Raw genomic sequence first — 26,611 nt, 5'->3', positions numbered from 1 at the left:
TTCCGCCACTGCCCTCCGGTACATCGTCCGCCGCCGGCAAGGGGCCTATAGGGCGCGGGGCATCGTGCCGAGCACGGTGCCACTCGATGGGGGAAGCTCATGAGAATTGGTCCGTTGAACCCGTGGGAGCCGCTCGTCCGGGCGTCCCAGATGATGGGGGTGCTCTTGTTTACCGCGGGGTGGAGCGGTCCGCTGCGGCCCCCCTCGGACCGGGTGCCGCACCCCCAGTTGGTGGAGCAGTCCCGGCGGATGAATGCCCTGTATGACGCGCAACGCCTCCAGCACGGCGGCCGGCGCAGCATCGACCTGGATCTCTCCGACGATGCGCAGCACGCCTTCGTCCTGGACCGGCTCCAGGCCGCGGGCAAGACCGCGCGGAACGCTCCCGGACTTTTCCACAAGTTGTCCCAGTTCCGCGCGCACGCCCTCCGCCGCGCCCGGCAGGCCACCCCCGCCGTCACCGTCACGAACGGCTCCTCCTGGTGCGACCACTCCCTGGTCGTGAAGCCCCCGGCCGCGTCCAACACCGGCGCCTCCCTCACGTATGAGCCCTATGTCCGGGTGAGCTGCCAGGGCGGCGCCGCCTACGTCTATGCCGATCTGCTCGTCCACGACATCAACCGCGAGGACACCGAGGGCCGCGTGGTGGCATCCCAGGCCGGCGAGGAGTACGGCGGCGGCACCGGCTTCACCGGCGTGGGCACCGTGGCCTCCGTGGACGTGGCCCCGGGCCGGCTGCTGCGCCTGGAGTCTCTCTCCCTCGCCATGGATGAGGCCACGGGCCGGGAGTTCATCTCCTATACGGTGGAGAAGACGTCCCTCGCCCTGAAGGAGGTGGGGGGTGTCACCCTCCTCCACCCCCGAGAGACTGTCCCGAACAACACGCGGGCCGACATCTGGATGTGCCAGCTTCGCGGAGGCTCGGACTGTGACTACGCGGTGGCCGGCTACGACCAGGGCCTCCTCCAGCCCTCCCCGCCCGTTCCCCAGGGCGTCGCCGCCTCCCGCACCGAGGCCCCTGGCGAGCTGAACCCCGGCGACCTCTGGGAGTTCTCCCGCCCCTTCGACGCCACCCGGCCCTATGTGCCCTTGCGCGTGGAGATCCAGGCCGGCAGCCTGAACGGCCAGCCGTGCACCGTGGACCACTACACCCATGCCCAGGTGCGGCTCCACGCCCCCACGGGCGAGGCGTGCGTGAGCGCTGGGGATCTCACCCGGCTGCTGCCCGTGGGCCAGCACACCGCCGTGTTCAACCACCTGGCGGATGTCTCCTACAACCTCCAGGGCCAGCGCGCCCCGGAGTGCTCCACGTCCGGCATCCTCCACCAGCCGGTCCACCTCACCTTCACCCTCGCGGGCATGGCCCGGTGCACGCAGCCCGATGGCGCCCACACCCTCGAGCCGTTCTACCGCTCGCAGGCCATCGATGCGCGGTCCACCACCGCCCAGCGGCTCCTCTTCCAGAACAGCTGCATGGCCGAGGGCACCCGCATCCAGCTCGCCAATGGCCGGGTGCTTCCCGTGGAGCAGATCGAAACCGGCGACAAGGTCCTGGCCAACCGGATGGGGCTGATTCTCACCGTCACCGACGTGATTCGCGGCAACGAGACCCAGGACTTCGTGCAGTTGCAGGACACCGCGGGCCACTCCGTCACCCTGACGCAGATGCACCCCATCCTCAAAGCTGACGGCAGGGTGGTGGCGGCCCGGGCCCTGAGGGTCCGTGACCAGGTGCTCACCGACAAGGGCGCCGCGATGCTCAAGTCCGTGAAGCGCGTGCCGGTCCATGGCAAGCGGGTGTTCAACCTCGCCCTGGGAACCCCCTACGAGCTGCGCGGGGTGGGGGCCCAGGAGCGCACCCTGTTCGCCAGCGGCTTCGTCGTGGGGGACAAGTCCATGCAGGAGCTGCTGCTGCTGCCGCCCCTGAAGCCCACCGACGTCATGTCCCGGCTGCCCAAGGTCCTGCACGAGGACTTCGCGAACGCGAAGGAGCCGTAGCCCTCGCCCTGGGGCCGGGGCCATCCCCGGCTTCAGGGAAGGGGCAAGCCCTCGGACGGGAGCGCACTGACGGGCGGCGTCCAGGCCCAGATGGTGCCGTCCCGGCGCACCGCCAGCGCGTGGTCGATTCCCTCCGCCACCGTCACCACCTGGTCCAGGCCCGGCACCGGGTGCCGGGCCTCCTCGCCGCCATCCTCCCAGGTCCAGACGGTGCCGTTGGCGCGCACCGCCAGCGCGTGGAGCCCGCCGCTGGCCACGGACACCACCCGGCCCAGCCCGGGCACGGGCACCGGCCGGGGGCCCGCGCCCACCGTCCACACGGATCCATCCGCGCGCACCACCCGGGACAGCCACAGCCCCGCGTCCACCGCCACCGCCTCGCTCAGGCCTGGCACCCGCTCCGGCACGGAGGGCTGCCCGGTGGCGCCCTGACGGCCCTGGCGGGAGGCGTCGTACCCCCACACCCAGACGGTGCCGTCCGCGCGCACCGCCAGCGAGTGCAGCCCGCCGGCCGCCACCGCCACCACGTCCCGCAGGCCCTGCACGCGCACCGGCGTGGTGCGGTGGCTCAGCGTGCCATCGCCGAGCTGGCCAAACGCGTTGGAGCCCCAGGCCCACACGGTGCCGTCCGCGCGCACCGCCAGCGAGTGGGCGGAGCCCGCGGCCACCGCCACCGCGCCCCCCAGCTCCCGCACCCGCACCGGCGTGGCGCGAGAGGTGAGCGAGCCATCCCCCAGCCGTCCCTGCTGGTTGTTGCCCCAGGCCCACACGGTGCCGTCCGTGCGCACCGCCAGCGAGTGCAGCCCGCCGGCCGCCACCGCCACCACCCCGCTCAGCCCCGGCACCCGCCTGGGCTCGGCGTGAGGGCGGTGGGTGCCATCGCCGAGCTGGCCGTCCGCGTTGCCGCCCCAGGCCCACACCGTCGTGTCCTGCAGCACCGCCAGCGCGTGGGTGTAGCCCGCGGCCACGGCCACCCCGCCGCGCAGCCCGGGCACCTGCACGGGCACGAGCCCTGAGTTCACGGACGGCGCTTCCCTCCCTACCGCCCCCTGGGCCGCGCTCCACGCCTCGGGGTCAGGAGGGGGGCCGGAGGACGGACCGCAGCTGGCCGCCACCCCCATGCCCAGACAGACGCCCAGCATCCCGCCCCGTACACGGCTTGTCATGCCCCGCCTCCTGGCCGGACAGGTTCACCGGCTGGCTCACGCGCGGAGAGCCTCCCGTTCCATCTACCCGCATCTTCCGGGAGGAAGAACTGTCCCAGGGGGAGAGCCCCGGTAAGGCATTGGACGCCTGACGGCTTCAGTTAGAGTCCCGCCCGCGAAAGGAGCCCTGTGCTCACCATCTTTGATTGTGACGGCGTGTTGATCGACTCGGAGATCCTCGCCGCGGGCGTCCATGCCGACTTGCTGACGGAGATGGGCATGGCCATCACCCTGGAGGAGGTCATCACCCGCTTCACCGGCCTCACCCACGAGCACATCGTCCACCTCGTCGCGCAGCAGCTCGGCCGGCCCCTGCCCGAGGACTACCGGCAGCGCGCGCTCACGGAGCTCGACCGCCGGATGGAGGCCGTGAAGCCCATTCCGGGCGTCCAGGACATGCTGGATCAGCTCACCGGCCCGCGCTGCGTCTGCTCGAACTCGGGCAGCGCGCGGCTCCAGCTCAGCCTGACGGCCACCGGGCTCTGGGAGCGCCTCGCCCCGCACATCTTCTCCGCCCCCGAGGTGGGCCGCTCCAAGCCCGCACCGGACGTCTTCCTGCACGCGGCGAAGGTGTTCGGCGTCAGCCCCGCGAAGACCCTCGTCGTCGAGGACTCCGCGCACGGCGTGTCCGGGGCGGTCGCGGCCGGCATGCGGGTGATTGGCTTCACGGGCGGGGGGCACACCTGGCCCGGCCATGCCGAGACCCTGAAGCAGGCGGGCGCCGTCCAGGTGTTCTCCCGCCTGCCGGACGTGGCCGAGGCCCTGCGCGCCCTCCACGCCTGACGGCCCGCCCGCTCACCGCGCCTGGCGGGGCAGCAGGACCGTGAAGGTGGCCCCGCCGCCGGGCGTGTCCGTCACCTCGATGCTGCCCCCGTGCGCCTCCACCACCTGGCGCGACACCCACAGCCCGAGCCCGAAGCCCCCGAAGCGGCGCACGGAGACGGCCCGCTCGAAGCGCCCGAAGATGCGCTCGCGGTCCTCCGGCTTCACGCCCATGCCGTGGTCCACCACCCCGAGCCGCAGCTGCGTGCCCCCCTCGCCGAGCTGCACCTCCACCGGCTTGCCCGCGCCGTACTTGGCCGCGTTGGACAAGAGGTGGTGAACGAGTTGCTCCAGGCGCACCGGATCCACCTCCGCGAACAGCGGCGCCCGGGCCTCGAACGTGACGGTGCAGCCCGCCTGCAGCAGCTCCTCCTGGCCCTGCGCGAGGCAGTCCGCCACCAGCGCCATCACATCCGTGCGCTCGCGGTGGAGCTGGAGCCGTCCGGACGCCACCTGGGACACATCCAGCAGCGATTCCACCAGCGCGCCCATGCGCTGGGCCTGCCTGCGGGCGCTCGCGAGCCGCTCCGCGGCCTTCGCGCGCAGGGCCCCCGGCAGCATCCGCTCCAGCATCTCCAGGTGCAGCTTCAGCCCCGTGAGCGGCGTCTTCAGCTCGTGGCTCGCCACGGAGAGGAAGTCGTCCCGGGCCTGCACCGCTTCCTTCAGCGCCAGCTCGCGGCCCCACTGGAGCGCGGCCTCGGCGCGCATCCGGGACATGGTGAGCTGGGTCTGCACCCGCGCCAGCAGCTCCCGGCCGCTGAAGGGCTTGACGAGGTAGTCATCCGCGCCCGCCTCCAGCCCCTCCACGCTGGCCTCCTCTCCCGCCCGCGCCGACAGCAGGATGAGCGGCGTGGCGCGCAGCCCCGGATCCTCCCGGACGGCCCGCAGGAGCCCGAAGCCGCCCAGCCTCGGCATCATCACATCGCTCACCACCACGTCCGGCGCGCGCCGGCGCATGGCCTCCAGCGCCCCCTGCCCGTCCCCCGCCGTCTCCACCTCGAAGTGGGGCGACAGCACGCTGGTGAGGTACGCGCGCAGGTCCGCGTTGTCGTCCACGATGAGGACCCGGCCCCCGGGCGCCCCCACGCCCCCCGCCCGGGGCACCGGTGGGGCCGCCTCGGGCAGGGACGGCGAGGCCGCCTCGGGCGCGTGAGGAATCCAGCTCTCCACCTCCTGCACGGAGCTGTCGCGCAGGAAGGCATTGCCCGCCCCCGGGGTGGCTTCGTGCGAGAGCCGATCCGCGGGCAGGTGGCCGTGGCCTCGCGGCAGGCGCACCGTGAACTCGCTGCCCTCGCCAGGGCGGCTCCACACGCCCACCTCGCCGCCGTGCAGCTTCACCAGCTCCTGCACCAGGGACAGGCCAATGCCGCTGCCCTCGAAGCTGCGGCCCTGCGCGCCCTCCACCCGGTAGAAGCGCTGGAACAGGCGGGGCAGCGCCTCCGCGGGCATGCCCGTGCCGGTGTCCCGGACGCGCAAGACGACCGCCTCGCCCTCCCGCCGCAGGCTCACCGTGAGCCCGCCCTCGAAGGTGAACTTGAAGGCGTTGGACAGCAGGTTGAAGACGATGCGCTCCCACGCCTCGCGGTCCACCCAGACCGGCTCGCCCAGGGGCGGGCAGTCCAGGGACAGCGTGAGGCCCGCCCGGCGCGCGGCCGACTCGAAGTGCCCCGCCAGCTCCAGCGTGAGCCGCGAGAGGTCCACCGCGTGGAAGCGGACCTGCGCGCGGCCCGCCTCGAACCGGGTGAACTCGAGCAGTTGGTTGACGAGCTTCAGCAGCCGGACGGCGCCCCGCTGCACGAGCGACACCCGCGGGTGCTGGGAGCCGGGCAGCGGCTCGCGCGTGTCCGAGAGGGCATCCTCCAGCGGCCCCAGCATCAACGTCAGCGGCGTGCGCAGCTCGTGGCTCACGTTGGAGAAGAATTGCGTCTTCTGCCGGTCGAGCTCGGCGAGCTGCGCGGCGCGCTGGGTCTTCTCCTCCAGCGAGCGGGTGCTCTCGATGCTCGTGGCGAGCTGCCGGGCGAGCAGTTGCAGGAAGCTCCGGGTGTCGGCGTTCAGCGCGATGCGGGGGTTGAGCCCGACGATGAGCACCAGGGGGGCCTCGTCCTCGGCCGCGCTGGAGAGCGGCAGCACCAGCGCCCGGGCCGGGGCCTCGCGGGAGGACCCGCCCGGCAGGGCCGCGAAGCGCTCCGGCAGGTGCTCCACGAGCTGCTCCTGCCGGGAGCGCGCCACCTCCACGAGCGGCCACGCACCGCCCGCCTCCAGGCCGTCTCCGGTGGGCGCCTGCGCGAGCCCCGTGCGGAAGAGGAGCTGGGCGCGCTCGCCCCGCAGCACGTACAGGAGGCTGAAGGGAAGGTCCGCCGAGGACTGGGCCAGCACCGCCTCCGACGCGCGGAGGACGGCCTCCACCGTCTCGCAGAGCGCCGCGCGCAGGGACAGCTCTCGCAGGAGCGCCAGCCGCCGCGTGCCGAGCACCTGCGCCGTCGTGTCGGTCACGATGACGAAGACGCCGCCCACGCCGGTGCTCTCCTCCCGCGTGGGGATGTAGGAGAACGTGAAGTAACAGTCCTCGAGGAACCCGAACCGCACCAGCGGGACGAGGAGGTTCTCGTTGTGGACGGTCTCGCCGGTGTCGAGCACCCGCTCCAGCATCGGGCCCAGGATCGGCCAGCTCTCCTGGAACACGATCTTGAAGCTCACCCCGAGCCCATCCGGGTGCTTGTGGCCCAGCATGAACCGCGCGCTGTCGTTGTAGAGCACCACCAGCTCACGGCCCCAGTAGATGAGCGCCGGCTCGGGCGAGGCGAGCATCACGCTCACCGCCGTGCGCAGCGACTGAGGCCACTGCGGGGCCGGGCCCAGCAGCGTCGCCGGCCAGTCCAGGGCCCGCATGCGCCCGGCCATCTCGCTGGAGCCTGGGAAGAACGCCTCAAGCCCGGGGCCGCCTGGGCCGGGCGGAGGTTCCGGGGGACTCATGGCCCGTGACATCCGGAAGTGTGCAGCATCGAGGAGAGCATCACGAAGAGAGTGTCCCCAGGGTCCCCTGCCTCGGGGCCAACGCGAAGGGGCCTGGGTGCATTCCCCACCTGACTGTGTCAGCGTCCGGACACAAAGCGCCCCAGGCGCGTCCCCGGAGAAGCGCGATGGGCATGTCCTTGTGGAGTCTGCTGGGGTTCGCCGCGTGGACCCTGCTGCTGGTCCTCGGCGTCGTCTCGTACCGCTCGGCCCTGGTGCTGAGCGGGAAGCGCCGGGCCAACGCCTGGGGCCGCCACCTGCCCTTCCAGGATCCGGACCTCCTGCTGCGCCTGGCGCACGCCCACGCGAACTGCCTGGAGAACCTGCCCCTGCTGGCCGCCGTCGTCCTCGCCGCGGGGCTGACCGGCAAGCTGGCGCTCATTGACCCTCTGGCGGGCCCCTACCTGGCGCTGCGCATCGGCCAGAGCGTCGTGCACCTGGTGGGCACCTCCCATTGGCTCGTCTTCCTGCGCTTCTCCTTCTTCCTGCCCCAGTTGCTGCTCCTCGTCTGGATGATGGGGCGCCTGGCGGGAGTCCTCTGACGGCCCTCACGAATGGCAACCGGAAGGTTGCACTTCTCGCCGTTCCTTCTTAATGTGCAACCGGGAGGTTGCACATGTCCACGAGTACCGATCGCATCGAGAAGAAGCTCCTGCTGCGTGCACCGCGCGCCCGCGTCTGGCGGGCGATCTCGGATGCGGGGGAGTTTGGCACCTGGTTCGGGCTGAAGCTGGAGGGCACGTTCGCGCCCGGGGCGCACATCAAGGGCAAGATCCTGCACCCGGACTACGCGCACCTGCCGTTCGAGATCCTCATCGACCGCGTGGAGCCCGAGCGGCTGCTGTCCTGGCGCGCCCCCCCTCACCCCGAGGAGCAGGGCATGTCCTCCCCCGAGGTGCCCAAGACGCAGGTGGTGTTCACGCTCGAGGACGCGCCGGGCGGCACGCTGCTCACGGTGGTGGAGTCCGGCTTCGATGGGATTCCGCTCGCGCGCCGGGCGGAGCTCTACCGGGGCAATGAGGAGGGCTGGACGATTCAGCTGGGGAACATCGAGCGGCATGTCACCCAGGAGGCCTAGCGCAGGAGCCCTGGCGGGCGGGCTGAAGCACGCCGCGCCCCTGTTCGCCGCGCTCGGGGACGAGACGCGGCTGTGGATGGTGGCGCGGTTGAGCACCGAGGGGCCCCTGTCCATCGCGCGCCTCACCGACGGGGCGGGCGTCACCCGTCAGGCCATCACCAAGCACCTGCACGTGCTCTCCGAGGCGGGCATGGTGCGCAGCCTCCGCCAGGGCCGCGAGAGCCTGTGGGAGTTCGAGCCAGGCCAGCTCGACGAGGCGCGCCGCTGCCTGGCGCGCATCTCCCAGCAGTGGGACGAGTCGCTCGGACGGCTGAAGCAGCTCGTGGAAGCGGACTGAGATCCTCACCAGGGCTTGGTGGAGGCGCAGACATTCCCGGAACTCCCTGCCTTAGCGCCTCTGAGCTTTGGGGACTCTCACAGTACTTCGCGGGCTTGAACCTCCATAGAGCAGTTGGCGAGCGAGGCAGGCCTCGTGCATTCAGCCGGACATTCCGGATGGAAGCCTCCCCTCCAACCGAGCTGCAACAGGTTCAGCTCAACCTGTAACCCCTTGATGTTAAAGGAGTTTCTTTCGGCCCTTTTATGGCTGTAACGCATGCATTATGTAGAATGAGTTCCGCGCTTGGCCTCTGTCGAACTGCTTCCAGATTCTCTAGGACACGCAATCATGCCTACCCCCCTGAAAATCGAGCTGGACCGGGAGGGCGGACGGTGGATTGCCGAGGTTCTGGATCTTCCGGGAGTGCTCGTTTACGGGGACACCCAAGAAGAGGCCATCCTCCAGGCCAAGATCCTAGCGCTCCGGGTCATTGCGGACCGGATGGAGCATGGAGAAGCCGTACCCGATTCTCTGGAGTTCTCCGTACTTGGAGAGGCTCCTACAGATCCTCGGGTGTCAGGCCGGTCCGCTTAGCCACCTTGGCAAGCATGACGGGTCCTATCTCGTCCTTATCGTGGAAAGCGAAGACATAATCTTGCCAGCCTGCTCGGCTGAGTGTCCTATGAGAACCGCCTCGGCGCTTCTCTTCCCACCCGATTCGGAGAAGTGCACTGAGCAGCCGCTGGGCCTTGACTGATGGCCAGGTGCTCATGAGTGCCTTCCTGGAGTAGCCAGACCGATCGTCTGTAGGCCCATGACAGCTTGAAGTTCGTTCATAAGAACCCTCAAGCTTGTTCAGTATGCCTTGAACCAGGACGCGTCCACTTTCTGGCGCGGGCTTCGTCCAGCGACGACGAAACGACGACTCTTGTAGTCCGCGAATTCTTAGCCCACTACCCTACAACCCCCTATCGTCCCCTTGCTGATCAGGGCATGGCGAACGCGTGGGCCCCCCTGCCTGGGCCTGTTCCTGTTCTGCGGGAACAAGCCCAGGCACTTCTTTCGGGCTCCGTGGTTACGCTCCAAGGGAGACTCTCCCGAAGAGCGACCAAGGTCCCCAGCGTCTTCCCCTTCGTGTTGCCGTGATGTCGCTCCTACGACAGCCACGCGCCGTTGAAGTCCCCCCGAGAATGGAAAGCCCCGGCGCACCTGTGGGTGCCCGGGGCCGGGTCCATCCTGAGTGGAGGAGGGGTGCTCTCAGTAACCGACGTAGCTGCCGCCGTTGTTGAGCGCCTGCACGCCCGGCACGTTGGACACCGAGCCGTAGCGGTCCACCGCGTAGCGCACCGCCGCGATGATGTTGTCCACCGGGTTGCGGATGTCGTCATGGCCCGGCAGCTTGTGCGCGTCGAACGTCGGCTGAATGGTCTGCATCAAGCCGATGGACGGCGTGCCGTTCTTGGCGTTGTCGTCCCACTCGTTGATGGCGTTCGGGTTGCCGCTGGACTCGCGCTGGATGATGGTCGCGATGTCCTGCGCGTTCATCTTGTCGGCAGGAATACCGGCCGCGGACAGCGCCTTCTGCGCCTCGGCGATCCATTCGCCCACCTGGCCCTGGGGCGCCTCGCCTACCGGCGCCGAGCCACCGGCCGCCTGCGCGCCGCCCGCGCCGGCCGGGCCACCCACGCCGCCGCCCGCGCCGCCCGCGCTACCGCCGCCGCAGCCGCCGCCCGCCACACCCGGGGCGCCCGCCGCCGCATCGAGTCCGCCGCCCAGCGAATCACCGCCGCCGATCTCCGGCGACTGGAGCAGTTCGGTCAGCTGCTGCACCGCCGACAGCAGCTCCTTCATGCCCTCCATGAGCTGGTCGATCGCGGGGCCCTTCCCGCCGAAGCTGTCCTTCAGCAGCTCCCCCATGGGGTTCGCACCCTGCTTCGCCGTGCACCCGCCGCTCTGGATGGAGGGCGCGGACACCGCCGCCGGGGCCAACGCCGTGTCGTTCTGGAGGGAGCGGAAGGACTGGGAGGGGCTGGACAGGGGGGAGATGGCCACAGTGAGTGCTCCTGGGGGTGAAGTGAGGTGCGGTAACGATTGGACCTACAGCATGCGACGTGCCAAGACCTCGCACCACCCTGTGCGCCTGCCAAATACTTGATTTCTCTCAAAGTGATGGTGGCCCTGAGCGGACTCCCGGGGCTCCGAGGGCCCCCCCTGGGACTCCCGGCTGATGACTCCCGTCATCAGTGGTGACTGGAGTCACCAGGAAGGGTGGCACTCTCCGCCTGTCCCACCCAGTCCCTTGGCCCCTGGCCGGGCTGGGACAGCTCGTGCGGCCCTCGGAGCACCACCGGCACCTGGGGATAGTTGTCCTCGGGCGGCGGGCTCGGCGCGCACGTCCACTCCAGCGTCCCCACGTTCCACGGGTTCTGGGCCGCGGCACGCCCCCGGCGCAGGCTCCACACCAGGTTCACCACGAAGAGCCCCTGCACGAGTCCCAGCGCGAACGCCGCCCCGCTCGTCCACTGGTTCAAGCCCAGGAGCGGCTTCAGGAAGGTGTACTGGTAGGGGTCATACAGCCGCCGCAGCTGCCCCGCGTACCCCGCCGCGAGCTGGCCGCCGAACACGCAGAGGAACAGCACCGTGCTCGCCACCCCGTGGGCCTTCGCCAGCCCCTCGTGGCACATCCGCCCGAACATCTTCGGAAACCAGAAGTACAGCCCCGCGAACGCCGCCAGGAAGCTCGCCGCCCCCATGGTCAGGTGGAAGTGCCCCACCACCCAGAGCGTCGCGTGCAGCGGAATGTCCGTGGCCACCGCGCCCAGTGTCAGCCCGGAGATGCCGCCCAGCCCGAACACCGCCATGGCCCCGAGCCCCGCCAGCATCGGCGCCGTCAGCCGCACGCTGCCCCGCCACAGCGTCATCAGCCAGTTGAGGAACATCACCGACGAGGGCAGCGAGATGGCCAGCGTCAGCGCCATGAAGGCCCGGCCCAGCAGCGGCGACAGGCCGCTGGTGAAGAGGTGGTGCGCGTACACCGTCCCGGACAGCGCCGTCACCGCGCCCATCGCCACCACCGTGCCCCGGTAGCCGTGCGCCGGCTTGCGGCTGAAGAAGGACACCAGGTCCCCGATGAGCCCCCAGCCCGGCAGGATGAGGATGTAGACCTCCGGGTGGCCGAACATCCAGAACAGGTGCTGGTACAGCAGCGGATCTCCTCCTCCAGCCGGCCCCACCTGGAAGAAGCGCGTGTCCGCCAGCCGGTCCAGGAGCAGCATCCCCGTCGCCGCCGCCAGCACCGGCAGGAACAGCAGGTTCAGCACCGAGGTGTAGAACAGCCCCCACACCGTGAGCGGCAGCCGCCCCCACGTCATCCCCGGCGCCCGGCACCGCACCACCGTCACCAGCAGGTTCAGCGCGCCCAGGAACGAGGACACCGCCGCGCCCAGCACCCCCACCATCACCAGCGTCTGCCCCACGCCCGGGGTGAAGGCCGCCGTGGACAGCGGCGGATAGGACGTCCACCCGGCCTCCGCCGTCCCCAGCCGCACCCCGAACGAGGCCAGCACCAGCGCCCCGCTCCCAGCGAACACCCAGAAGCCCACCGCCGACAGCCGGGGGAAGGCCATGCGCCGCGCGCCCACCGCCAGCGGCACCACGAAGGTGCCCAGCGCGCCGATGAGCAGCGGGGTGATGGCGAAGAACACCATCATCAGCCCGTGCATCGTGAAGAGGCGGGTGTACAGGGGCGGCGTGAGCGCCCCGCCCGACTCGGGCAGCGCCCAGCCCAGCCCGGGCACGGGCCTGCCCGGAAAGGCCCACTGCCAGCGGATGAGCATGGCCAAGAGCCCTCCCGCCGCCAGGAAGCCCAGGGCCGCCCAGAGAAACCACCGGGCCACCACCTTGTGGTCCCTCGGCAGCCACGTCACGGCGCGTCCCTCCACGCCCAGCCCCAGTGCGCCGCCGTGTCCGCCGCGTCGTACGCCTGGGCCGCCTGACGGCTCGCCTCTCGCAGCCAGGCCGCATAATCGTGGGGGGAGAGCACCGTCAGCTCGCCGCGCATCTTGTAGTGGCTCGTGCCGCAGTGCTGGTAGCACGCCACCTCCCACACCCCCTCGCGCGCCGCCTGGAACCACGTCTGGTTCACCCGCCCCGGCACCGCGTCCAGCTTCACCCGGAAGTTCGGCAGCGCGAAGCCGTGCACCACGTCCGTCGAGACGAGCTGCACCCAGACCGGCACGCCCACCGGCACCCGCACGTCGTTCCACGTCACCACGTCATCCGCCGTGCCGAAGCGGCCGTCCTCGCCCGCGTACCGCGCCTCCCAGGCCCACTGGTGCGCGTTCAGCTCCAGCCGCACCGTGTCCGGGTGGTTCACAGGCGTGCTGAAGTTCCACAGCACCTCGTCCAGGTAGCCCAGCGAGCGCACGAACAGGGTGCCGTCCACCACGCCCACCGCCACCACCGCCACCACCATCACCCAGAGCCGGCTGCGCCGCGTGCCCCCGTCCACCGCCGTGGGCGGCGCTTGGCGGAAGCGCCCCACCGCCAGCACCAACCACCCCAGCATCACCGCCGCCAGCACCGCCTCCAGGAGGTGGCCGGAGGCCATCAGCGCATCGATGCGGTGGCCGTGGGCGCTCGCGTTCTCGGGCAACGCCAGCGTGCGCGCCTGCGCCCCGGGCGTCACGGCTTCCTCGCCGCGTCACCTCGCGCCGTCCGCCAGGCCACCCACGCCCCCACCGCCACCAGCAGGAACGGCGTCAGCAGCATGGCCCCCAGCAGGAGCGCGGAAGTCCCGGAGTTCCCGGGGGCCCGCACCACGCACGAGGGGCACGCCCACACCTCCGCCGGCACCCACCCGGCCCCCAGCCCCAGGGCGGCGCCCAGCACGGGGGCACGCGGGGCGCGGCGGAGCTGGCCAGGGGGAATGGGCACGCGGCGCCTGCGTTAACACGCCCGCCTTCGCTGCCTCAAGCCAGGGGAGGCTCCCCCGCCTGGACGCTTTTCAGGCCCCCTGCGGCATCTCACCGCCTTGTGCCCCGGGGAGACATCCGTTAGCTGTCCTCCCCGTCCTCTGCCCGCCGCCCTCCATGTCCGCCCAGCCCTCCGCCCTCGCCTCCTCCCCGCCGCGCCTCTCCCGCCACCCTGCCTTCTGGGCCGCCCTCTCCGTGCTGGTGGCGGGCCTGGCCGTGCTGGCCGTGGGGCTGATGAGCCCCGCCTCCGAGCCCCTGCCCAAGCTGGGCGCGCTGCCGGACTTCACCTTCACGCGCGAGAATGGCACCCCGTGGGGCCTCACGCAGCTGCGTGGCCGCCCCTTCGTCGCCAACTTCATCTTCACCCGCTGCCCCACCATCTGCCCCGCCTTCACCCGCCGCATGGCGCACGTGCAGAAGCAGACCGAGGCGGCCGGGCCCGCGCTCCAGCTCGTCTCCTTCTCGGTGGACCCCACCTATGACACCCCCGAGCGCCTGGCCGAGTACGCCCAGAAGCATGGCGCCGACCCCGCCCGCTGGAGCTTCCTCACCGGCGACTACGCCAAGCTGAAGGACACCGTCGTCCAGGGCTTCAAGATTTCCATGGGCCGCGAGAACATGGACGAGGCCGACGTGATGGGCATCTTCCACGGCAACCACTTCGTCCTCGTGGATGCCGCCGGAGAGATCCGCGGCTACTACGACAGCAGCGACGACGAGGCCTTCGCCCGGATGCTCAAGGACCTGGACCGCCTCGCGGCCCCCTGAGCAGGCCAGGGCCCCCTCCCGCGAGCCGAAGAAGGCCGCCACCCGAGGGTGGACAGCCTCCGGCGAAGCGGGCACGGTGCCGGGCCCGTGCCGCGTGCGTCCTGGCACGGACGTTTCCCTCGACCTGGAGGATTCCGTGTCCCTGTCGCTCCTGGCGGCCCTCGCCCTCAGCGCCGCTCCTTCCCACCCCTACACCGTGCAGGACCAGGTGACGCTGCGCCGGGTCAGTGGCCCGCGCGTCTCCCCGGATGGCCAGCGCATCGCCTATGTCCTGCGCACCACGGACCTGGAGGCCAACCGCGGCCGCACGGACCTGTGGCTCGCCCACGCGGACGGCACGAGCCCCCGCCAGCTCACCTCCCACCCGGACGGGGACAACCAGCCCGTGTGGGCCCCGGACGGCAAGAGCCTCTTCTTCCTGTCCACGCGCGGCGGCTCCTCCCAGGTGTGGCGGCTGCCCCTGGATGGCGGCGAGCCCGCCCAGGTGACGAAGCTGCCGCTGGACGTGGGCGCCTTCGCCCTGTCGCCGGACGGCACCCACCTGGCCGTGGCCCTGAACGTGTTCCCCAGCTGCGACACGCTGGAGTGCACGCCCCAGCGCCTGGAGGCCCAGGAGAAGAGCAAGGCGAGCGGCCGCGTCTACGACTCGCTCTTCATCCGCCACTGGGACACGTGGAAGGACGGGCGCCGCTCGCACCTGTTCACCCTGCCCGTGGGCGGCGGCACGCCCGTGGACGTGATGAAGGGCATGGACGCCGACAGCCCCTCCAAGCCCTTCGGCGGCCCGGAGGAGTTCACCTTCACCCCAGACGGCCAGGGGCTCGTCTTCACCGCGAGGGATGCGGGCAAGCAGGAGGCGTGGAGCACCGACCTGGACCTGTTCCTGGCGCCCGTGGACGGCAAGGCGCCGCCGCGCAAGCTCACCACCACCAACCGCGCCACGGACACCCAGCCCTCGTTCAGCCCGGACGGCAAGACGCTGGCCTACCTGGCCATGGCGCGCCCCGGCTACGAGGCGGACCGCCTGCGCGTCATCCTCCGCGCCTGGCCCTCGGGCCCCGAGCGCGTGCTGACGGAGAAGTGGGACCGATCCGCCGAGGGGCTCGCCTGGAGCGCGGACGGCAAGACGCTCTTCACCTCCGCCTACAGCCAGGGCCAGCACCCCGCCTTCGCCATCGACGTGGCCAGCGGCCAGGTGCGCACGCTCGTGGCCCAGGGCCACGCCGCGGACGTCCAGCCGCTCGCCGGGGGCCGCATCCTCTATACGTTCGACACGCTGCAGGCCCCCGCGGACCTGTACTCGGCGGCGCTGGACGGCGCGGATCCGCGCCCGCTCACCCGCGCCAACCAGGAGGCCCTGGCCGCCATCCGCTTCGGCGAGTCCGAGCCCTTCACCTTCGCCGGCTGGAACGGGGAGCAGGTGTACGGCTACCTGACGAAGCCCGTCGATTTCGATCCGAAGAAGAAGTACCCGGTGGCCTTCCTCATCCACGGCGGGCCCCAGGGCAGCTACAGCAACCACTTCCATTACCGGTGGAACCCGCAGACGTACGCCGGCCACGGCTACGCGGTGGTGAGCGTCGACTTCCACGGCTCGGTGGGCTACGGGCAGGCCTTCACGGACTCCATCCGGGATGACTGGGGCGGCAAACCGCTGGAGGACCTGAAGAAGGGCCTGGCCGCGGCGCTGGCCAAGTACCCCTTCCTGCACGCCGGGCGGGTGTGCGCGCTGGGGGCCAGCTACGGCGGGTACATGATCAACTGGATCGCCGGCAACTGGCAGGACGCCTTCCAGTGCCTGGTCAACCACGACGGCATCCTGGACACGCGCATGGGGTACTTCGACACGGAGGAGCTGTGGTTCCCCGAGTGGGAGCACGGCAAGACGCCGTGGGAGAACCCCAAGGCCTTCGCCAAGCACAACCCCATCGAGCACGTGGCCCAGTGGAAGACGCCCATGCTCGTCATCCAGGGCGGCCTGGACTTCCGGGTGGTGGAGACGCAGGCCATCGGCACCTTCACCGCGCTCCAGCGCAAGGGCATCCCGTCCCGGTTCCTCTACTTCCCGGACGAGAACCACTGGGTGGTGAAGCCCGGCAACAGCGTGCTGTGGCACGACACGGTGCTCGGCTGGATGGACCACTGGACGAAGCCCGGGGCCGCCAAGCCGTAGGCCCGCGCTACGGCAGGGGCCTCCCCACGGACAGGGGGGGCTCCCGCCGCATCGGCTGCGGGGTGCCGTACGTCAACGAGCGCCACAGCCACTCCAGGGGCCCGAAGCGGAAGCGCGCCAGCCACCAGTGGCTGGCCGCCACCTGCGCGGAGAAGATCAGCCCCCACGCGAGCAGCCACCCGGCCACGCCCCAGCGGGGGCCCAGGCCCAGCCCCGCGCCGTAGAACAGCCCCACGCCCAGGACGCTCTGGGTCAGGTAGTGGGTCAGCGCCATCCGGCCCGCCGGGACGAGCCACTCCAGGCGGCGCCGCCACGCCGGCCGCAGGAAGAGCAGCGCGAAGCCGCAGGCGTAGGCCACCCCCAGCGCCAGCGGCCCCGTGCGCCAGGCGACGCGCAGCCCGAAGCGGCCCACCCCCTCCTTCCAGAGCGGGAACCTCTCCATCAACGGCTCCTGCACGAACGCGAGCGCCGTCATGGCCACGCCCACCCCCAGCGTGCCGAGAAAGAGGCGCCGGAGCGTGTCCCGGTGGAGGTCCGGCCGCTGGAAGAGCTGCCGGCGCCCCGCCCAGTAGCCCAGCAGGAAGCGCCCCAGCACGAAGCACACCAGCGCCCAGTTCAGCAGGCTCGACCAGTTCATCACCGCCACGTTGTGGCGCAGCGCCTCGGCCCAGGACGGGGACGAGAAGGCCTCCAGGGTGCGGGCGTAGAAGGCGCCCCGCTTGGGCAGCCCCGCCAGCAGCTCGCGCACCCACGGCGACAGCAGCGGCGGAACGGCCAGGGCGATGAACAGCCCCGCGGACAGCAGCACGCGGTCCGGGGCCCGGCGGAACAGCACCAGCAGCAGCCCCACCAGCGCGTAGAGGAGCAGGATGTCGCCCCACCACAGCAGGTAGCCGTGCGCGAGCCCCAGGGCCGCGAGGATGAGGAGCCTCCAGACGAAGCGCCCCACCCCTCCGCGGCCCCTCGCGCGGGCCCGGTCCAGCTGGAGGGCGAAGCCCAGCCCGAAGAGCAGCGAGAAGAGGGTGGCCGCCTTGATGTTGACCAGCGCCTCCATCCCCTGGAGCGCGGCACGGTCGAAGCCCGCGGTGGGCAGCGCGGCGCGGGCCTGCGCGTCCAGGAACTCGTACAGCGTGAGGGGCCCCAGGTTGACCAGCAGCACGCCCGCCAGCGCGAAGCCGCGCAGCGCGTCGATCAGCGGGTAGCGCTCGCTGGGCGGCGCGGCCGGGCTGGAAACCACCTCCGGGGACTCCGTCATGCCCCCGAGGGTACCCCAGCCGTCCCGGATGTCAGTGCCGGGCGGATCCGCGAGCAGGTTGGGTCAGTTCATCTGAGAGGAGACGATGGGGTCCTCCGCCCCGGACACCCAGGGCAGCTCGGGCCACCAGCGCTCCAGCGCGGGCGGCGCCTCCGGCTCGAGGCTCTGGCCGGGCCGGGGCACGAGCACCACCGTGTCCTGGGCGGTGCGGGCCGCCGAGAGCACGCGCTCGATGGGCTCGGTCCAGCCATGCAGCGCCAGGGTGAACAGCCCCCAGTGTACCGGCAGCAGCGCGCGCCCCCGGAGCATCCGGTGGGCGAGCACCGCCTGCTCGGGCCCGATGTGCCAGTCGGGCCACGCGTAGTGGTACTGGCCCACTTCGATCATCGTCAAATCGAAGGGCCCCAGCCGCTCGCCGATGTCCTTCATCGCCGGGAACAGCCCCGTGTCCCCCGAGAAGAACACCCGGTGCTTCGGCCCCAGGAGCGCATAGCCCGCCCACAGCGTCGCGTCCTTGTCGATTCCCGTCCGCCCCGAGGCGTGGCGCGCGGGGGTGCAGACCACGTCGAGCGCGCCCACCCGCGTCTGCTCCCACCAGTCCAGCTCGGTGATGCGCTCCGGCGGCACGCCCCAGTAGACGAGGTGCGCCCCGACGCCCAGCGGCACGATGAAGCGGGTGTCCCAGTCCTTCATCGCCCGGAGCGTGCCGTAGTCCAGGTGGTCATAATGGTCGTGGGAGATGACCACGGCGTCGATGGCCGGCAGGTCCTCCAGCGCCACGGGCGGCGAATACCAGCGCCGGGGCCCCACCCACGTCAGCGGCGAGACGCGCTCGCTCCACACCGGATCCGTGAGCACCCGGTGGCCATCCACCTCCACCAGCACCGAGGAGTGGCCGAGCCACGTGACGCGCAGGCCCGAGGCGGGCGGCGTCTCGAAGCGCTCCCGGCCCGGCACCACCAGCGGCTCCAGGGGCCGCGAGGGGCTCACCTCGGCGCTGGCGCGGAACATGCCCTTCACCGAGCCCCAGATATCACTCCGGATGGGCTGCGGGTTCACGAAGTGGCCATCCTTCCACTGCGGGGAGCGCTCCATCCGCGCCCGCCGCTCGCCGCTCGCCGCCTGGCCCATGGGCTCCCACGCACTGGCGGCGATGCCCGCGAGCCCGGCGGCCCCCACCACGCTCAACCCCAGGAGGGCCCTCCGCACGCCTCTGCGCCACGTCATGGTTCATCTCCGCGCGCTGATCAGGACTTCCGGGCGCCGTGGTGCCAAAGTTGACGTTCAGGGCATTTTTTGTCAACTTGTTCGGATGGCGGAATCGAGCGGTGAAGCCCGGGACGCGCTGCGCCGGAAGGCCATCCTGGAGGCCGCCCGGGGCTGCTTTCTCCAGTTCGGCTACGCGAAGACGTCGCTCGACGACATCGCCCAGCGGGCGAACATCTCGCGCACGCTCATCTACCGGAAGTTCAAGAACAAGGACGACATCTTCTCGGCGCTCCTGGAATCCATGGTCGAGGAGCGCTACCCGAAGGCCGAGCAGGTGCTGGCTGGGCCCGGGAGCAAGCGCGACAAGCTGATCCAGGTCTACGAGCTGCTCACCGTGGAGCCCTGGGGCGAGCTGGCCGGCGCCCCCCTGGTGGCCGAGTTCTACGAGGCGTGCTCCCAGCTGCTTCCCGAGGTGACCTCGAAGCACGAGCGGCTGCAGCTCAAGTACACCCAGGCACTCCTGGAGTCCAAGGAGATCGCCGAGCTGTTCAGGCTCGCCGTCGAGGGGCTCCTCACTGATTTGCCCCCAGTGCGCACCTTGCGCCGGCGGATCCAACTGCTCGCCGAGCGCTTCCTGCCGTGAGCCGGTGACACGCCCGCAGGGCCCCGGTGTTTCCTGCCCATCCGCAAGAGACACCTGGAGGCATTCGCATGAAGCGCTCTCGTTCCCTGGTGGGTCTGCTCAGTGCCTTCGCATGGGGTGAACTCGCCGGTTGCACTTCCTCCGGGCAGCCCGAGCCGGAGCTCACGTCACAGGCGCAGGCCGTCAGCGGCAAACATCTCTTCGAGCGCGGCGTGTTCACGTCCGGGCGCGCGCGGTTCGTGGCGGCGCTGGCCGGGCAGGGCGTTCCCCTGGCCCAGATTCCCGTTCCCGAGGACTTCATGGCGCTCACCCCACAGGAGCAGCGCGGCCGGGACGTGTATGCGGTGGCGTGCAGCGCCTGCCACGGGAGCGCCACCACCACGCGCATCACCCGCCCGGAGGTTCACGCCTTCTTCTCGTCGCTCCAGCCCGATGGCAACGTCCGCTACACCCCGGTCCCCGGCCAGGGGCCCGTCCGGGTGCAAGTGCCTCATCCCAATGACGGGTTCCTGCCCGTGGGGTTCAGCTTCTTCTCGTACATGGAACAGCTCGGCCTGTTCCCCACGTACAACGCCTCCGTCGCGCTGCCGCGCTACCGCTTCCGCTTCTACGATGAACCTGCCCCCGGTCCTTCCTCCAGCGGCTCTGAGCCGCGCCACCTGACCACCTCGCGCGTTCAAGCGGGTGGACGGGGCGGCACAGGAACACCGAACAGGTATCCGACTTCGCGGACGAGCTTATCGAAGGAGTCCATGCGCCTGGCGGCCACCAGGTCGAATCGGCTCGTGAAGGCAGGCTGGTCGATCGTCTCTTGGTAGCCGTCCGGCATCTTCTTGTCCAACCACCCCTTGGCGTCACGGACGGTCTCGGGGGCAGGCGGCGCGACGAGGTCCGCCGGAAGCCCTCGGTATCCTCGAAGGGACTCCGCGGCAGCCAGAAACCAGGCTTCATACTCTCGCGTCGCGACGACCACCGAGATGGCACGGTCTGACCGTCGCTTTCGCGCCCAGTCCAAGAGCCGGGGCCCCATTTCACAGGGAAGGTCATCATCCGCGTCCAGCAGGACGAGAATCCGCCCTCCTTCGCCAACCTTGCGCGCCATGAACTCAATGGCCCGTTGGAGCTCTGCTTCCTTGACCAGCTGACCTCTGGCAACCCGGTGGGGACGAAGAAAGGCTGGATGCAGTTCAGGCGCCAGCTCGTTCAACACCCTGCGTACGAGCAAAGGGGCGGCCTGCACCTCTCCATGACCTTCGACAATGAGCCCCAGCTTCATGCGGACTCTTCGCCAAAAAGCCGGAGCTGCTTGGGCTCGGGGATCGCGTCGAGATCCGGCGTCAGCTGGTTCGCCTTCAACAGCTCGCCCGCAGTGTAGAGCCGGTCCCGGAGCGTTTCGCGTGTGGCTTCGTCCAGAGACCCGATGCTGGTCTTTCCCTGCTCGGCCATGACAGGAATGATCTCCGCGTTGGAGATTTCCGGAGCATCGAGGAGTTCTGGACTGTGGCTGGTCACCAGCACCTGGGCATGCCGTGACCCCTCGCGGAGCGCATCGCGCAGAATGCCCGCGGCGGCGGGGTGCAGCGCCACTTCGGGCTCCTCGATGCCGACCAGGTGAACACGCTCCCCAACGCGAGCTTGAAGCAGCGCAACCAGAACGCCCAGCGCCCGGAGCGTCCCATCGGACATATTGATCGCCGGGAACCGCAAGGGAACCTTGGCCCCTTCCACGTGCTGAAGAAAATCCAAGGTCTCCATGTGCCCGACCTGCTTCGGCTCGACCCCTTCCACGCCTGGCACGATGCGGCCGAGGTATTCCGTGATCCGCTTGTGGGTACTTCCATCCTGCAGTTTTTCAAGACGCTCCAGGACACTCGACACATTGGAGCCGTCACGCGCGAGGAGCTCTCCCTTGTCCGGAGATTGAAGGGCCCGGATTTTGTCGGGATTCAGGTTGTAGAATCCCATGTTCGAGAGGGCATCGAACATCGGCCGGAACTCCGGCAAACCCGCCGCGTTGACGAGGTACAGACGGTCCTTGGCCGCAGGAGGGGCCACCGCGATGCCAACCGCCTTGACCACCTCTCCTTCCTTGACGAGGTACGACACGGGCCCCACGGCGCACTCTTCTCTCTGCACGGCGTAATCACCGTGCGTGAGCGCCCCCACTTCAAAGGAGAAATGCCCCGGCATCCCGTCAGGAAGTTGTAGGTCCAGGCGGATTCCAAAGTGGGTGGGATGACCGCTCGACCGTCTTCGCACCTGCTGCACGCCTCCCCTATCCCGCAGCGCGTGATCGAGCGAGGTCCGCAGGGAGTCTGTGATGAGCCTCAGGGCATCCAGGAAATTGCTCTTGCCCGAGCCATTGGGTCCGACGAGGAAGTTGAGTGGCCCCAGCCGCACGTCGCACGCAGCGATGCTGCGGTAATTGCGAAGGCGTACCCGGGTCAAAAAGGTCACCCGCTGCTGGCCGCGAAGCGGGAGGGGATGCTGCTTGGCGGGCTCAGACGATGGCATCGGTGGTCTCGGAGGTGACTCCGCTGCCTGTCACCCCTGCGCTGAGGCAGCGTAGACGAACAGCCGGATGCCGCAAGCTCACGGCAGGCACGCGTTGGCGCCGGAAAGTGCCATCTGGTGACGCCCGTCATCACAGAAGACGCCTGTCACCAGGGGCACGGGAAGTCCCAGAGCGCGTGGGACGGCTGCCCCTCACGCAAGAGCGTGTTTTCACGGCGTTTCGAGGGACCGCTGCCGGGTGTGCCGCATGGCACGGAAGGCGCAATAGGCCTCCTGCACGGACTGCTGCTGACTTCGAGGCCCCCCATGCCCCGCCTGAACTTCTCCCCCAAGAACCTGACCCCTTCCTTCTCTCTCCCCCGGACGAACCCCCAGGTTCAGCCCCGGGTCCCCCAGAGCCCCGCGCCGTCCACCCCTCGCAGCCCGAGCCCGGGGCGGGACACCTTCGACACCCGCTCGCCGGGCCCCAGCACCCCGCAGCCGCGCACCCGCCCTCAGCCCGCGGACAACGATGGGTGGGAGACCGTCGGCCCGAAGAAGCCCACGGGCCCCAAGACCTTTGATCCGGACCGCCGGTTCAACCAGAACCTCACGCAGATCGACAACAAGCTGTCCTCGGCCGCCGGGGGCAAGGGGGACATGTACGGCACCGTGACGGTCCCGAAGAACGACCTGGCCCGGATTCACGCCGACCTGCGCGAGCGCTACCACGGCAAGCCCGTGCCGGGTTACCCCAACGAGCGCTACTACGTGACCAACCAGAGCTTTGGCCGCAAGGCGGGCGGCTTCAACGTCACCTCCCACGAGTACAACAAGAACGGCGTGGACCTGTCGCGGCAGGATGGGCGCTCCTCCCGGTTCAACATCCACATCCTCCCCCCGTAAGCGCGCCTGCCACGAGGGCCCATGTGTCCATTTCTCGCCAGACGCCCGGCGCGCGCTAGCATGGGCGCGCTGCACCTTTTTTTCCTGGAGTCTTCGACATGAAGAAGTTGGCTTCGATGTTCGCGGTGGCGTGCCTGGTGTTGGCGGGTTGTGGCGGCAATGACAATGAAGATCTGTGCGACGACCTGAGCGACAGCGGCAAGGATCTCTACGAGAAGAGCAAGGCCTGCTCCGACGGCGAGCCCTACGAGGAGCCCACGGACGCCGATCGTGAGCAGTGCGAGGAGGCCGTCAAGTCCTGTTCGGACAGCGAGAAGGACAAGATCAGGGACTTCGGCGACTGCCTCTCGGACCTGCCGGCCTGCACCCCCGCCACCGCGGAGTCGTTCTCCTCCTCCCTCCTCGGCTGCTTCCTCACCCACCTGTCCGGTGTCAGCGAGAATTGCGGCGTGTCCATTGGCGACGAGAGCGTGCGCGAGGCCTACCGCCTCAGCCGCACCCGCTAAGCCCCTCCGCACCTGCGGTCTGAGACCCCAGCACCTTCCGGTGGCTGGGGTCTTTTCTTTCCGGCGGGCTCACCCGCGCAGCTTCCGGCCGAACGCTTCCAGCCGCTCGCGCGCCCGCTGCAGCGTCTCGCGGGGCAGCGAGAACACCGCGCGCACCCGCTCGGGGTCTCCACACCACGCCCCGCCGTTGAGCACCACGTGCGTGTGCGCGTACACCACCGCCGGGAGGTTCTCCCGCGTCAGCCGCACCCCGTCCACCTCCCGGCCCAACCAAGCCGTCATCCGGGGCGCGAGGAAGAGCCCGCCGGCCTGCACCGTCTCCTCCTCGCCCTCGCGGGGCAGCACCTCGGCCAGCAGCGCCCGCTTCTCGGCCAAATCCCTGCGCATGTGCGCGAGGAACTCCCGCAGCGCCTGGTGGCGCTCCGGGTAGAGCAGCTTGCCCTCCGGCCCCCGCGCATACGCCGCATAGAGCCGCGAGGCCGCCCGCGCCGTGGCCAGGTGCATCACCCCGGGCGCGCTCTGCCGCACCGCCTCCGTCAGCGCCCGGTCCCGCGCCGCCATCCACCCCACGCGCAGCCCGCCGGCGGCGAACTCCTTGGACAGGCCGCCGAGCACCACCGTCCGCGCCCCGATGCCCGGCACCGTCGCCTCCAGCCCCACCGGCCCGTGCGCCGTCTCCGCCGCCGGGTGGCTCAGGTTCACCAGCCCGAAGATTTCGTCCGACACCAGCCAGCAGCGCTGCTCCACCACGTAGGTGGCCAGCGCCACCAGCTCCTCGTGCGACAGGTAGCTGCCCCCGGGGTTCGCCGGCTGGGAGATGACCACCACGTCCGGGGCGCTCGTCCCCCGGCGCTCGGACAGCGCGCTCAAGGGCGCCACGTCCAGCGCCGCGCCCACCGACGCCCACGTGGGGGGCAGTACCCCGTAGCAGGGGCTCGCCAGGAAGACGCGCGGCGCGCGCCCCAGCAGCCGGCGCAGCGCCACCCCCACGTGGTGCATGAGCGGCCACACGCCGGGCGCCAGGGTGATGTCCCCGGGCTCGTAGCGCACCCCGCGCGTCTCCAGCAGGAAGGCCGCCACGGCCTCCGCCAGCCCATGCTGCGCGCCCGCGTCCCTCGGCGCCGCGCAGGCCGCCACCAGCCCCTCCATCAGCGGCGCGGGCAGCGGGGACTCGTTCTCCCCGTAGTCCAGGCGGATCAGCTCCGGGTCCTCCTCGCGGAACACCCGGGGCGCGAAGGCGGGAAAGTCCGCGAGCCGCGCGATGCGCCGGGAGCGCGGGGGCGGCACCGCAGGCTCCCCGCGCGCAGGGGGCGGCGGCGGCTCGGTGAAGGCGATGCGGAAGGAGAGCAGCTCCGCGAAGGTGCGCTCGTAGAACCACTGCACCAGCGTGCTGATGCGCGAGTACGTCACCTCCGCGGCCACCTCCAGCGCCGCCCGCAGCGGCGCGGGCACCGGCAAGAGCAGCGTCAGCTCCCAGTCCGGGAAGACGGCGTTCTTGATGAGCCCGTACAGCACCACCAGGTGCGAGGGGTGCGGCTCCCGGGCGAGGAACTCGAAGAGCGTGCGGGGCTCCACCTCGGCGGTGATGTTGAAGAAGGCGCTCTCGTCGAGCACCACGAGGATGCCGCGCCGCTCCGCTTCCTCCAGGATGCCGCGCAGCTCGGCCATGTTCGTCCGCTCGCCCGGCTCCACCGCCAGCAGCACCACCTTCACGTCGAAGGCGCCGAGCAGCTGGCGAATCTCCCCCAGCGAGTTGTGCGTGACGGTGACGCGCACCCCCGCCTTCTCCAGCACCGGCGCGTACACGGCGTGCAGGTTGTGGGACACCAGCACCCCATCCCCCTCGTCACAGGTGGACAGGAGCAGCGAGTACACGGCCTGCTCGCGCTCGGGCGCGATGAAGATCTCCTCCTCCGACAGCCGCAAGTCGAAGAAGCGCCCCAGGTAGCGCGCCACGAGCTGGCGCAGGGTGCCGTCCCCGGCCTCGTGCGCATAGGGCAACAGGGGCGTGTGGGCGAGGCGCTCGGCGAGCGCCGCCACGAAGCCGAGCTGCTCCGGCGGGGCGTTCGCCAGGTCCAGCTCCTCCTGCAACCGGGAGGCGCCCAGCCCGCGCAGGGCCGCGCGCAGCGCCAGCGTCTCGCGGGGCAGCGCGAGCCGCGCCTCCCACACCGCCACCTCGTGCCAGATGGGGTGGCCCGCCGACAGCCACCCCAGCGCGGTGGAGGCCCGGAGCGGCTCGGGGCTGTGGGCCTCCATGAAGAACTCGAACTCGCTGCGCGTGCGCTGCTCCAGCGCCACCAGCGGGCGGATGTCCGTGTCCGCCGCCTGCATCACCCGCCGGGCCACGCGCACCCGGGTGGTGAAGCCCCGCCGGGTGAACATGCGCTCGATGATGGCCCGCCCCGGGCGCCCCGCGAGGTTGAGCAGCAGCCGCCCCTCCAGCGCCAGGCGCTCGGGGACTTCATCCAGGAGCCGCGCGTTGAGCCCCAGGCCGAAGTGGTCCTCGTAGACGTTCTGGATGGCGCAGTAGTTGGACAAGTCATACAGGGCCTGCTCATCCGCCTGGGACACCTCCGCGGGCAGCCCCTCGCCGCGCAGCACCTGGGGAATGCACCCCACCACGAAGTCCCACGGCTGCGTGGCGGGCACCTGGCGCAGCAGGTCGCTCTCCCCGAAGGACAGCCGCGCCACCAGCGCCTCGTCCCCGTTGAGCCAGGCGTTGCACCAAGCCAGGGGGGCCGCATGCGGGTTGAGGTCCACCCCCAGCACGTGCGCCAGCCGGGTGAAGCGGGCCAGGGCCAGGCAGATCCACCCCGAGCCCGAGCCCACCTCCACGAGCCGCTTTCCCGCGTACTCGTCCAGGGGCACCTTGAGCAGCCCCTCCAGGAAGGTGTGCGCCCAGGCCTCGGGGGCGAAGATGGAGGGCAAGAGGAGCAGCTCCAGCCGCTCCTGCGAGGAGCCCACCGCCACCACCACCGAGGTGAGCCGCAGCGGCGCCCCCTCGGGCTTGCCCCGGGACAGCTCCGCCAGCGCCCTCAGCTCGGCGAGCGCCTGGGGGCGGTGCCCGGGCGCGGCGAGCCGTCCGGACAGGGCGCGCAGTTGCTGGAAGGCTTCCCGGGGAGACTCAGGGTAGGTGGCCATGGTGGGGCCGGGAGTCTAGGGGGGCCTTCCGCGCCCCAAAAGGCGAAGGGCCCGTCCCTCATCGGGACAGGCCCTCGCTGTGTGAACCATCGCGCCTTTACGGGGCGCGA

Annotated in this window: 22 protein-coding genes; 10 read left to right on the top strand and 12 right to left on the bottom strand. The window is 70.7% G+C overall.

Annotation, left to right across the window (positions count from 1 at the left end):
- Window positions 1-99: 99 nt before the first annotated feature.
- Window positions 100-1,998: a Hint domain-containing protein gene (locus KY661_RS05010; protein WP_225409093.1), complete on the top strand. Its 1,899-nt coding sequence runs from the start codon at window positions 100-102 to the stop codon at window positions 1,996-1,998.
- 32 nt (window positions 1,999-2,030) lie between these two features.
- Here the strand turns inward: KY661_RS05010 and KY661_RS05005 are convergent, their stop codons facing one another.
- Window positions 2,031-3,164, bottom strand: coding sequence for an RCC1 domain-containing protein (locus KY661_RS05005; RefSeq protein ID WP_225409092.1), 1,134 nt, complete (start codon window positions 3,162-3,164; stop codon window positions 2,031-2,033).
- A 168-nt stretch (window positions 3,165-3,332) separates the two neighbouring features.
- On the opposite strand from KY661_RS05005, the gene KY661_RS05000 reads away from it, so the two are divergent.
- Window positions 3,333-3,986, top strand: a complete 654-nt coding sequence (locus tag KY661_RS05000) for an HAD family hydrolase (RefSeq protein ID WP_225409091.1) — start codon at window positions 3,333-3,335, stop codon at window positions 3,984-3,986.
- Window positions 3,987-3,998: 12 nt separating this feature from the next.
- Here KY661_RS05000 and KY661_RS04995 read toward each other — a convergent pair whose 3' ends face one another.
- Complete coding sequence (locus tag KY661_RS04995; RefSeq protein ID WP_225409090.1) at window positions 3,999-6,998, bottom strand: ATP-binding protein; 3,000 nt, start codon at window positions 6,996-6,998, stop codon at window positions 3,999-4,001.
- 173 nt (window positions 6,999-7,171) lie between these two features.
- Here KY661_RS04995 and KY661_RS04990 point away from each other — a divergent pair, with 173 nt between their 5' ends.
- From KY661_RS04990 to KY661_RS04980, 3 genes are all read left to right on the top strand, one after another.
- Entirely contained in the window at window positions 7,172-7,579 is a 408-nt protein-coding gene (locus tag KY661_RS04990) for an MAPEG family protein (RefSeq protein WP_225409089.1), read from the top strand.
- Window positions 7,580-7,653: 74 nt separating this feature from the next.
- The gene (locus KY661_RS04985; RefSeq protein ID WP_225409088.1) at window positions 7,654-8,115 is read left to right on the top strand and encodes an SRPBCC family protein; all 462 of its coding nucleotides are present in this window, start codon (window positions 7,654-7,656) and stop codon (window positions 8,113-8,115) included.
- Window positions 8,096-8,452, top strand: a complete 357-nt coding sequence (locus KY661_RS04980; protein WP_225409087.1) for an ArsR/SmtB family transcription factor — start codon at window positions 8,096-8,098, stop codon at window positions 8,450-8,452. Before KY661_RS04985 ends, KY661_RS04980 begins: the two co-directional genes overlap by 20 nt.
- Window positions 8,453-8,993: 541 nt before the next feature.
- On the opposite strand, the gene KY661_RS37520 is transcribed toward KY661_RS04980, so the two are convergent.
- The 5 genes from KY661_RS37520 to KY661_RS04955 all read right to left on the bottom strand — a co-directional run bounded on the left by KY661_RS37520 (window position 8,994) and on the right by KY661_RS04955 (window position 13,369).
- Window positions 8,994-9,206, bottom strand: coding sequence for a type II toxin-antitoxin system HicA family toxin (locus KY661_RS37520; protein WP_225409086.1), 213 nt, complete (start codon window positions 9,204-9,206; stop codon window positions 8,994-8,996).
- Window positions 9,207-9,691: 485 nt separating this feature from the next.
- Window positions 9,692-10,486 (bottom strand): transglycosylase SLT domain-containing protein, encoded by a 795-nt coding sequence (locus KY661_RS04970; RefSeq protein ID WP_225409085.1) that lies wholly within the window; start codon window positions 10,484-10,486, stop codon window positions 9,692-9,694.
- Window positions 10,487-10,674: 188 nt separating this feature from the next.
- Window positions 10,675-12,360, bottom strand: a complete 1,686-nt coding sequence (locus tag KY661_RS04965) for a cytochrome c oxidase subunit I (RefSeq protein ID WP_225409084.1) — start codon at window positions 12,358-12,360, stop codon at window positions 10,675-10,677.
- Window positions 12,357-13,121, bottom strand: a complete 765-nt coding sequence (locus tag KY661_RS37185) for a cytochrome c oxidase subunit II (protein ID WP_317987210.1) — start codon at window positions 13,119-13,121, stop codon at window positions 12,357-12,359. The genes KY661_RS04965 and KY661_RS37185 overlap by 4 nt, the downstream gene beginning before the upstream one ends.
- Window positions 13,118-13,369 (bottom strand): hypothetical protein, encoded by a 252-nt coding sequence (locus KY661_RS04955; protein WP_225409083.1) that lies wholly within the window; start codon window positions 13,367-13,369, stop codon window positions 13,118-13,120. The genes KY661_RS37185 and KY661_RS04955 overlap by 4 nt, the downstream gene beginning before the upstream one ends.
- 155 nt (window positions 13,370-13,524) lie before the next feature.
- Between KY661_RS04955 and KY661_RS04950 the strand changes: the two genes are divergently transcribed.
- Window positions 13,525-14,175: an SCO family protein gene (locus KY661_RS04950; protein ID WP_225409082.1), complete on the top strand. Its 651-nt coding sequence runs from the start codon at window positions 13,525-13,527 to the stop codon at window positions 14,173-14,175.
- Between the two features lie 136 nt (window positions 14,176-14,311).
- Entirely contained in the window at window positions 14,312-16,348 is a 2,037-nt protein-coding gene (locus tag KY661_RS04945) for a S9 family peptidase (RefSeq protein WP_225409081.1), read from the top strand.
- A gap of 7 nt (window positions 16,349-16,355) precedes the next feature.
- Here KY661_RS04945 and KY661_RS04940 read toward each other — a convergent pair whose 3' ends face one another.
- A complete protein-coding gene (locus KY661_RS04940; RefSeq protein WP_225409080.1) occupies window positions 16,356-17,603 on the bottom strand; it encodes a DUF418 domain-containing protein in 1,248 nt (415 codons plus the stop codon).
- Window positions 17,604-17,666: 63 nt separating this feature from the next.
- The gene (locus KY661_RS04935) at window positions 17,667-18,830 is read right to left on the bottom strand and encodes an MBL fold metallo-hydrolase (protein ID WP_225409079.1); all 1,164 of its coding nucleotides are present in this window, start codon (window positions 18,828-18,830) and stop codon (window positions 17,667-17,669) included.
- Between the two features lie 85 nt (window positions 18,831-18,915).
- On the opposite strand from KY661_RS04935, the gene KY661_RS04930 reads away from it, so the two are divergent.
- A complete protein-coding gene (locus tag KY661_RS04930) occupies window positions 18,916-19,455 on the top strand; it encodes a TetR/AcrR family transcriptional regulator (RefSeq protein WP_225409078.1) in 540 nt (179 codons plus the stop codon).
- 676 nt (window positions 19,456-20,131) lie between these two features.
- Here KY661_RS04930 and KY661_RS37690 read toward each other — a convergent pair.
- Complete coding sequence (locus KY661_RS37690; protein ID WP_225409077.1) at window positions 20,132-20,731, bottom strand: DUF4276 family protein; 600 nt, start codon at window positions 20,729-20,731, stop codon at window positions 20,132-20,134.
- Window positions 20,728-21,969: an AAA family ATPase gene (locus KY661_RS04920; protein WP_225409076.1), complete on the bottom strand. Its 1,242-nt coding sequence runs from the start codon at window positions 21,967-21,969 to the stop codon at window positions 20,728-20,730. Before KY661_RS04920 ends, KY661_RS37690 begins: the two co-directional genes overlap by 4 nt.
- A gap of 306 nt (window positions 21,970-22,275) precedes the next feature.
- Here KY661_RS04920 and KY661_RS04915 point away from each other — a divergent pair, with 306 nt between their 5' ends.
- On the top strand, window positions 22,276-22,854 hold the full coding sequence (locus KY661_RS04915; protein ID WP_225409075.1) for a hypothetical protein: 579 nt from the start codon (window positions 22,276-22,278) through the stop codon (window positions 22,852-22,854).
- Window positions 22,855-22,952: 98 nt separating this feature from the next.
- Window positions 22,953-23,360, top strand: coding sequence for an outer membrane protein assembly factor BamD (locus KY661_RS04910; RefSeq protein WP_225409074.1), 408 nt, complete (start codon window positions 22,953-22,955; stop codon window positions 23,358-23,360).
- Between the two features lie 69 nt (window positions 23,361-23,429).
- On the opposite strand, the gene KY661_RS04905 is transcribed toward KY661_RS04910, so the two are convergent.
- Complete coding sequence (locus KY661_RS04905) at window positions 23,430-26,501, bottom strand: aminotransferase class I/II-fold pyridoxal phosphate-dependent enzyme (protein ID WP_225409073.1); 3,072 nt, start codon at window positions 26,499-26,501, stop codon at window positions 23,430-23,432.
- Between the last annotated feature and the right edge of the window lie 110 nt (window positions 26,502-26,611).

The organism is Allostigmatella hybrida, from assembly GCF_020103775.1.
Taxonomy (GTDB): domain Bacteria; phylum Myxococcota; class Myxococcia; order Myxococcales; family Myxococcaceae; genus Hyalangium; species Hyalangium aurantiaca.
The sequence above is the reverse complement of the archived record's forward strand: the minus strand, read 5'-3'. Positions and strand labels throughout refer to the sequence as shown.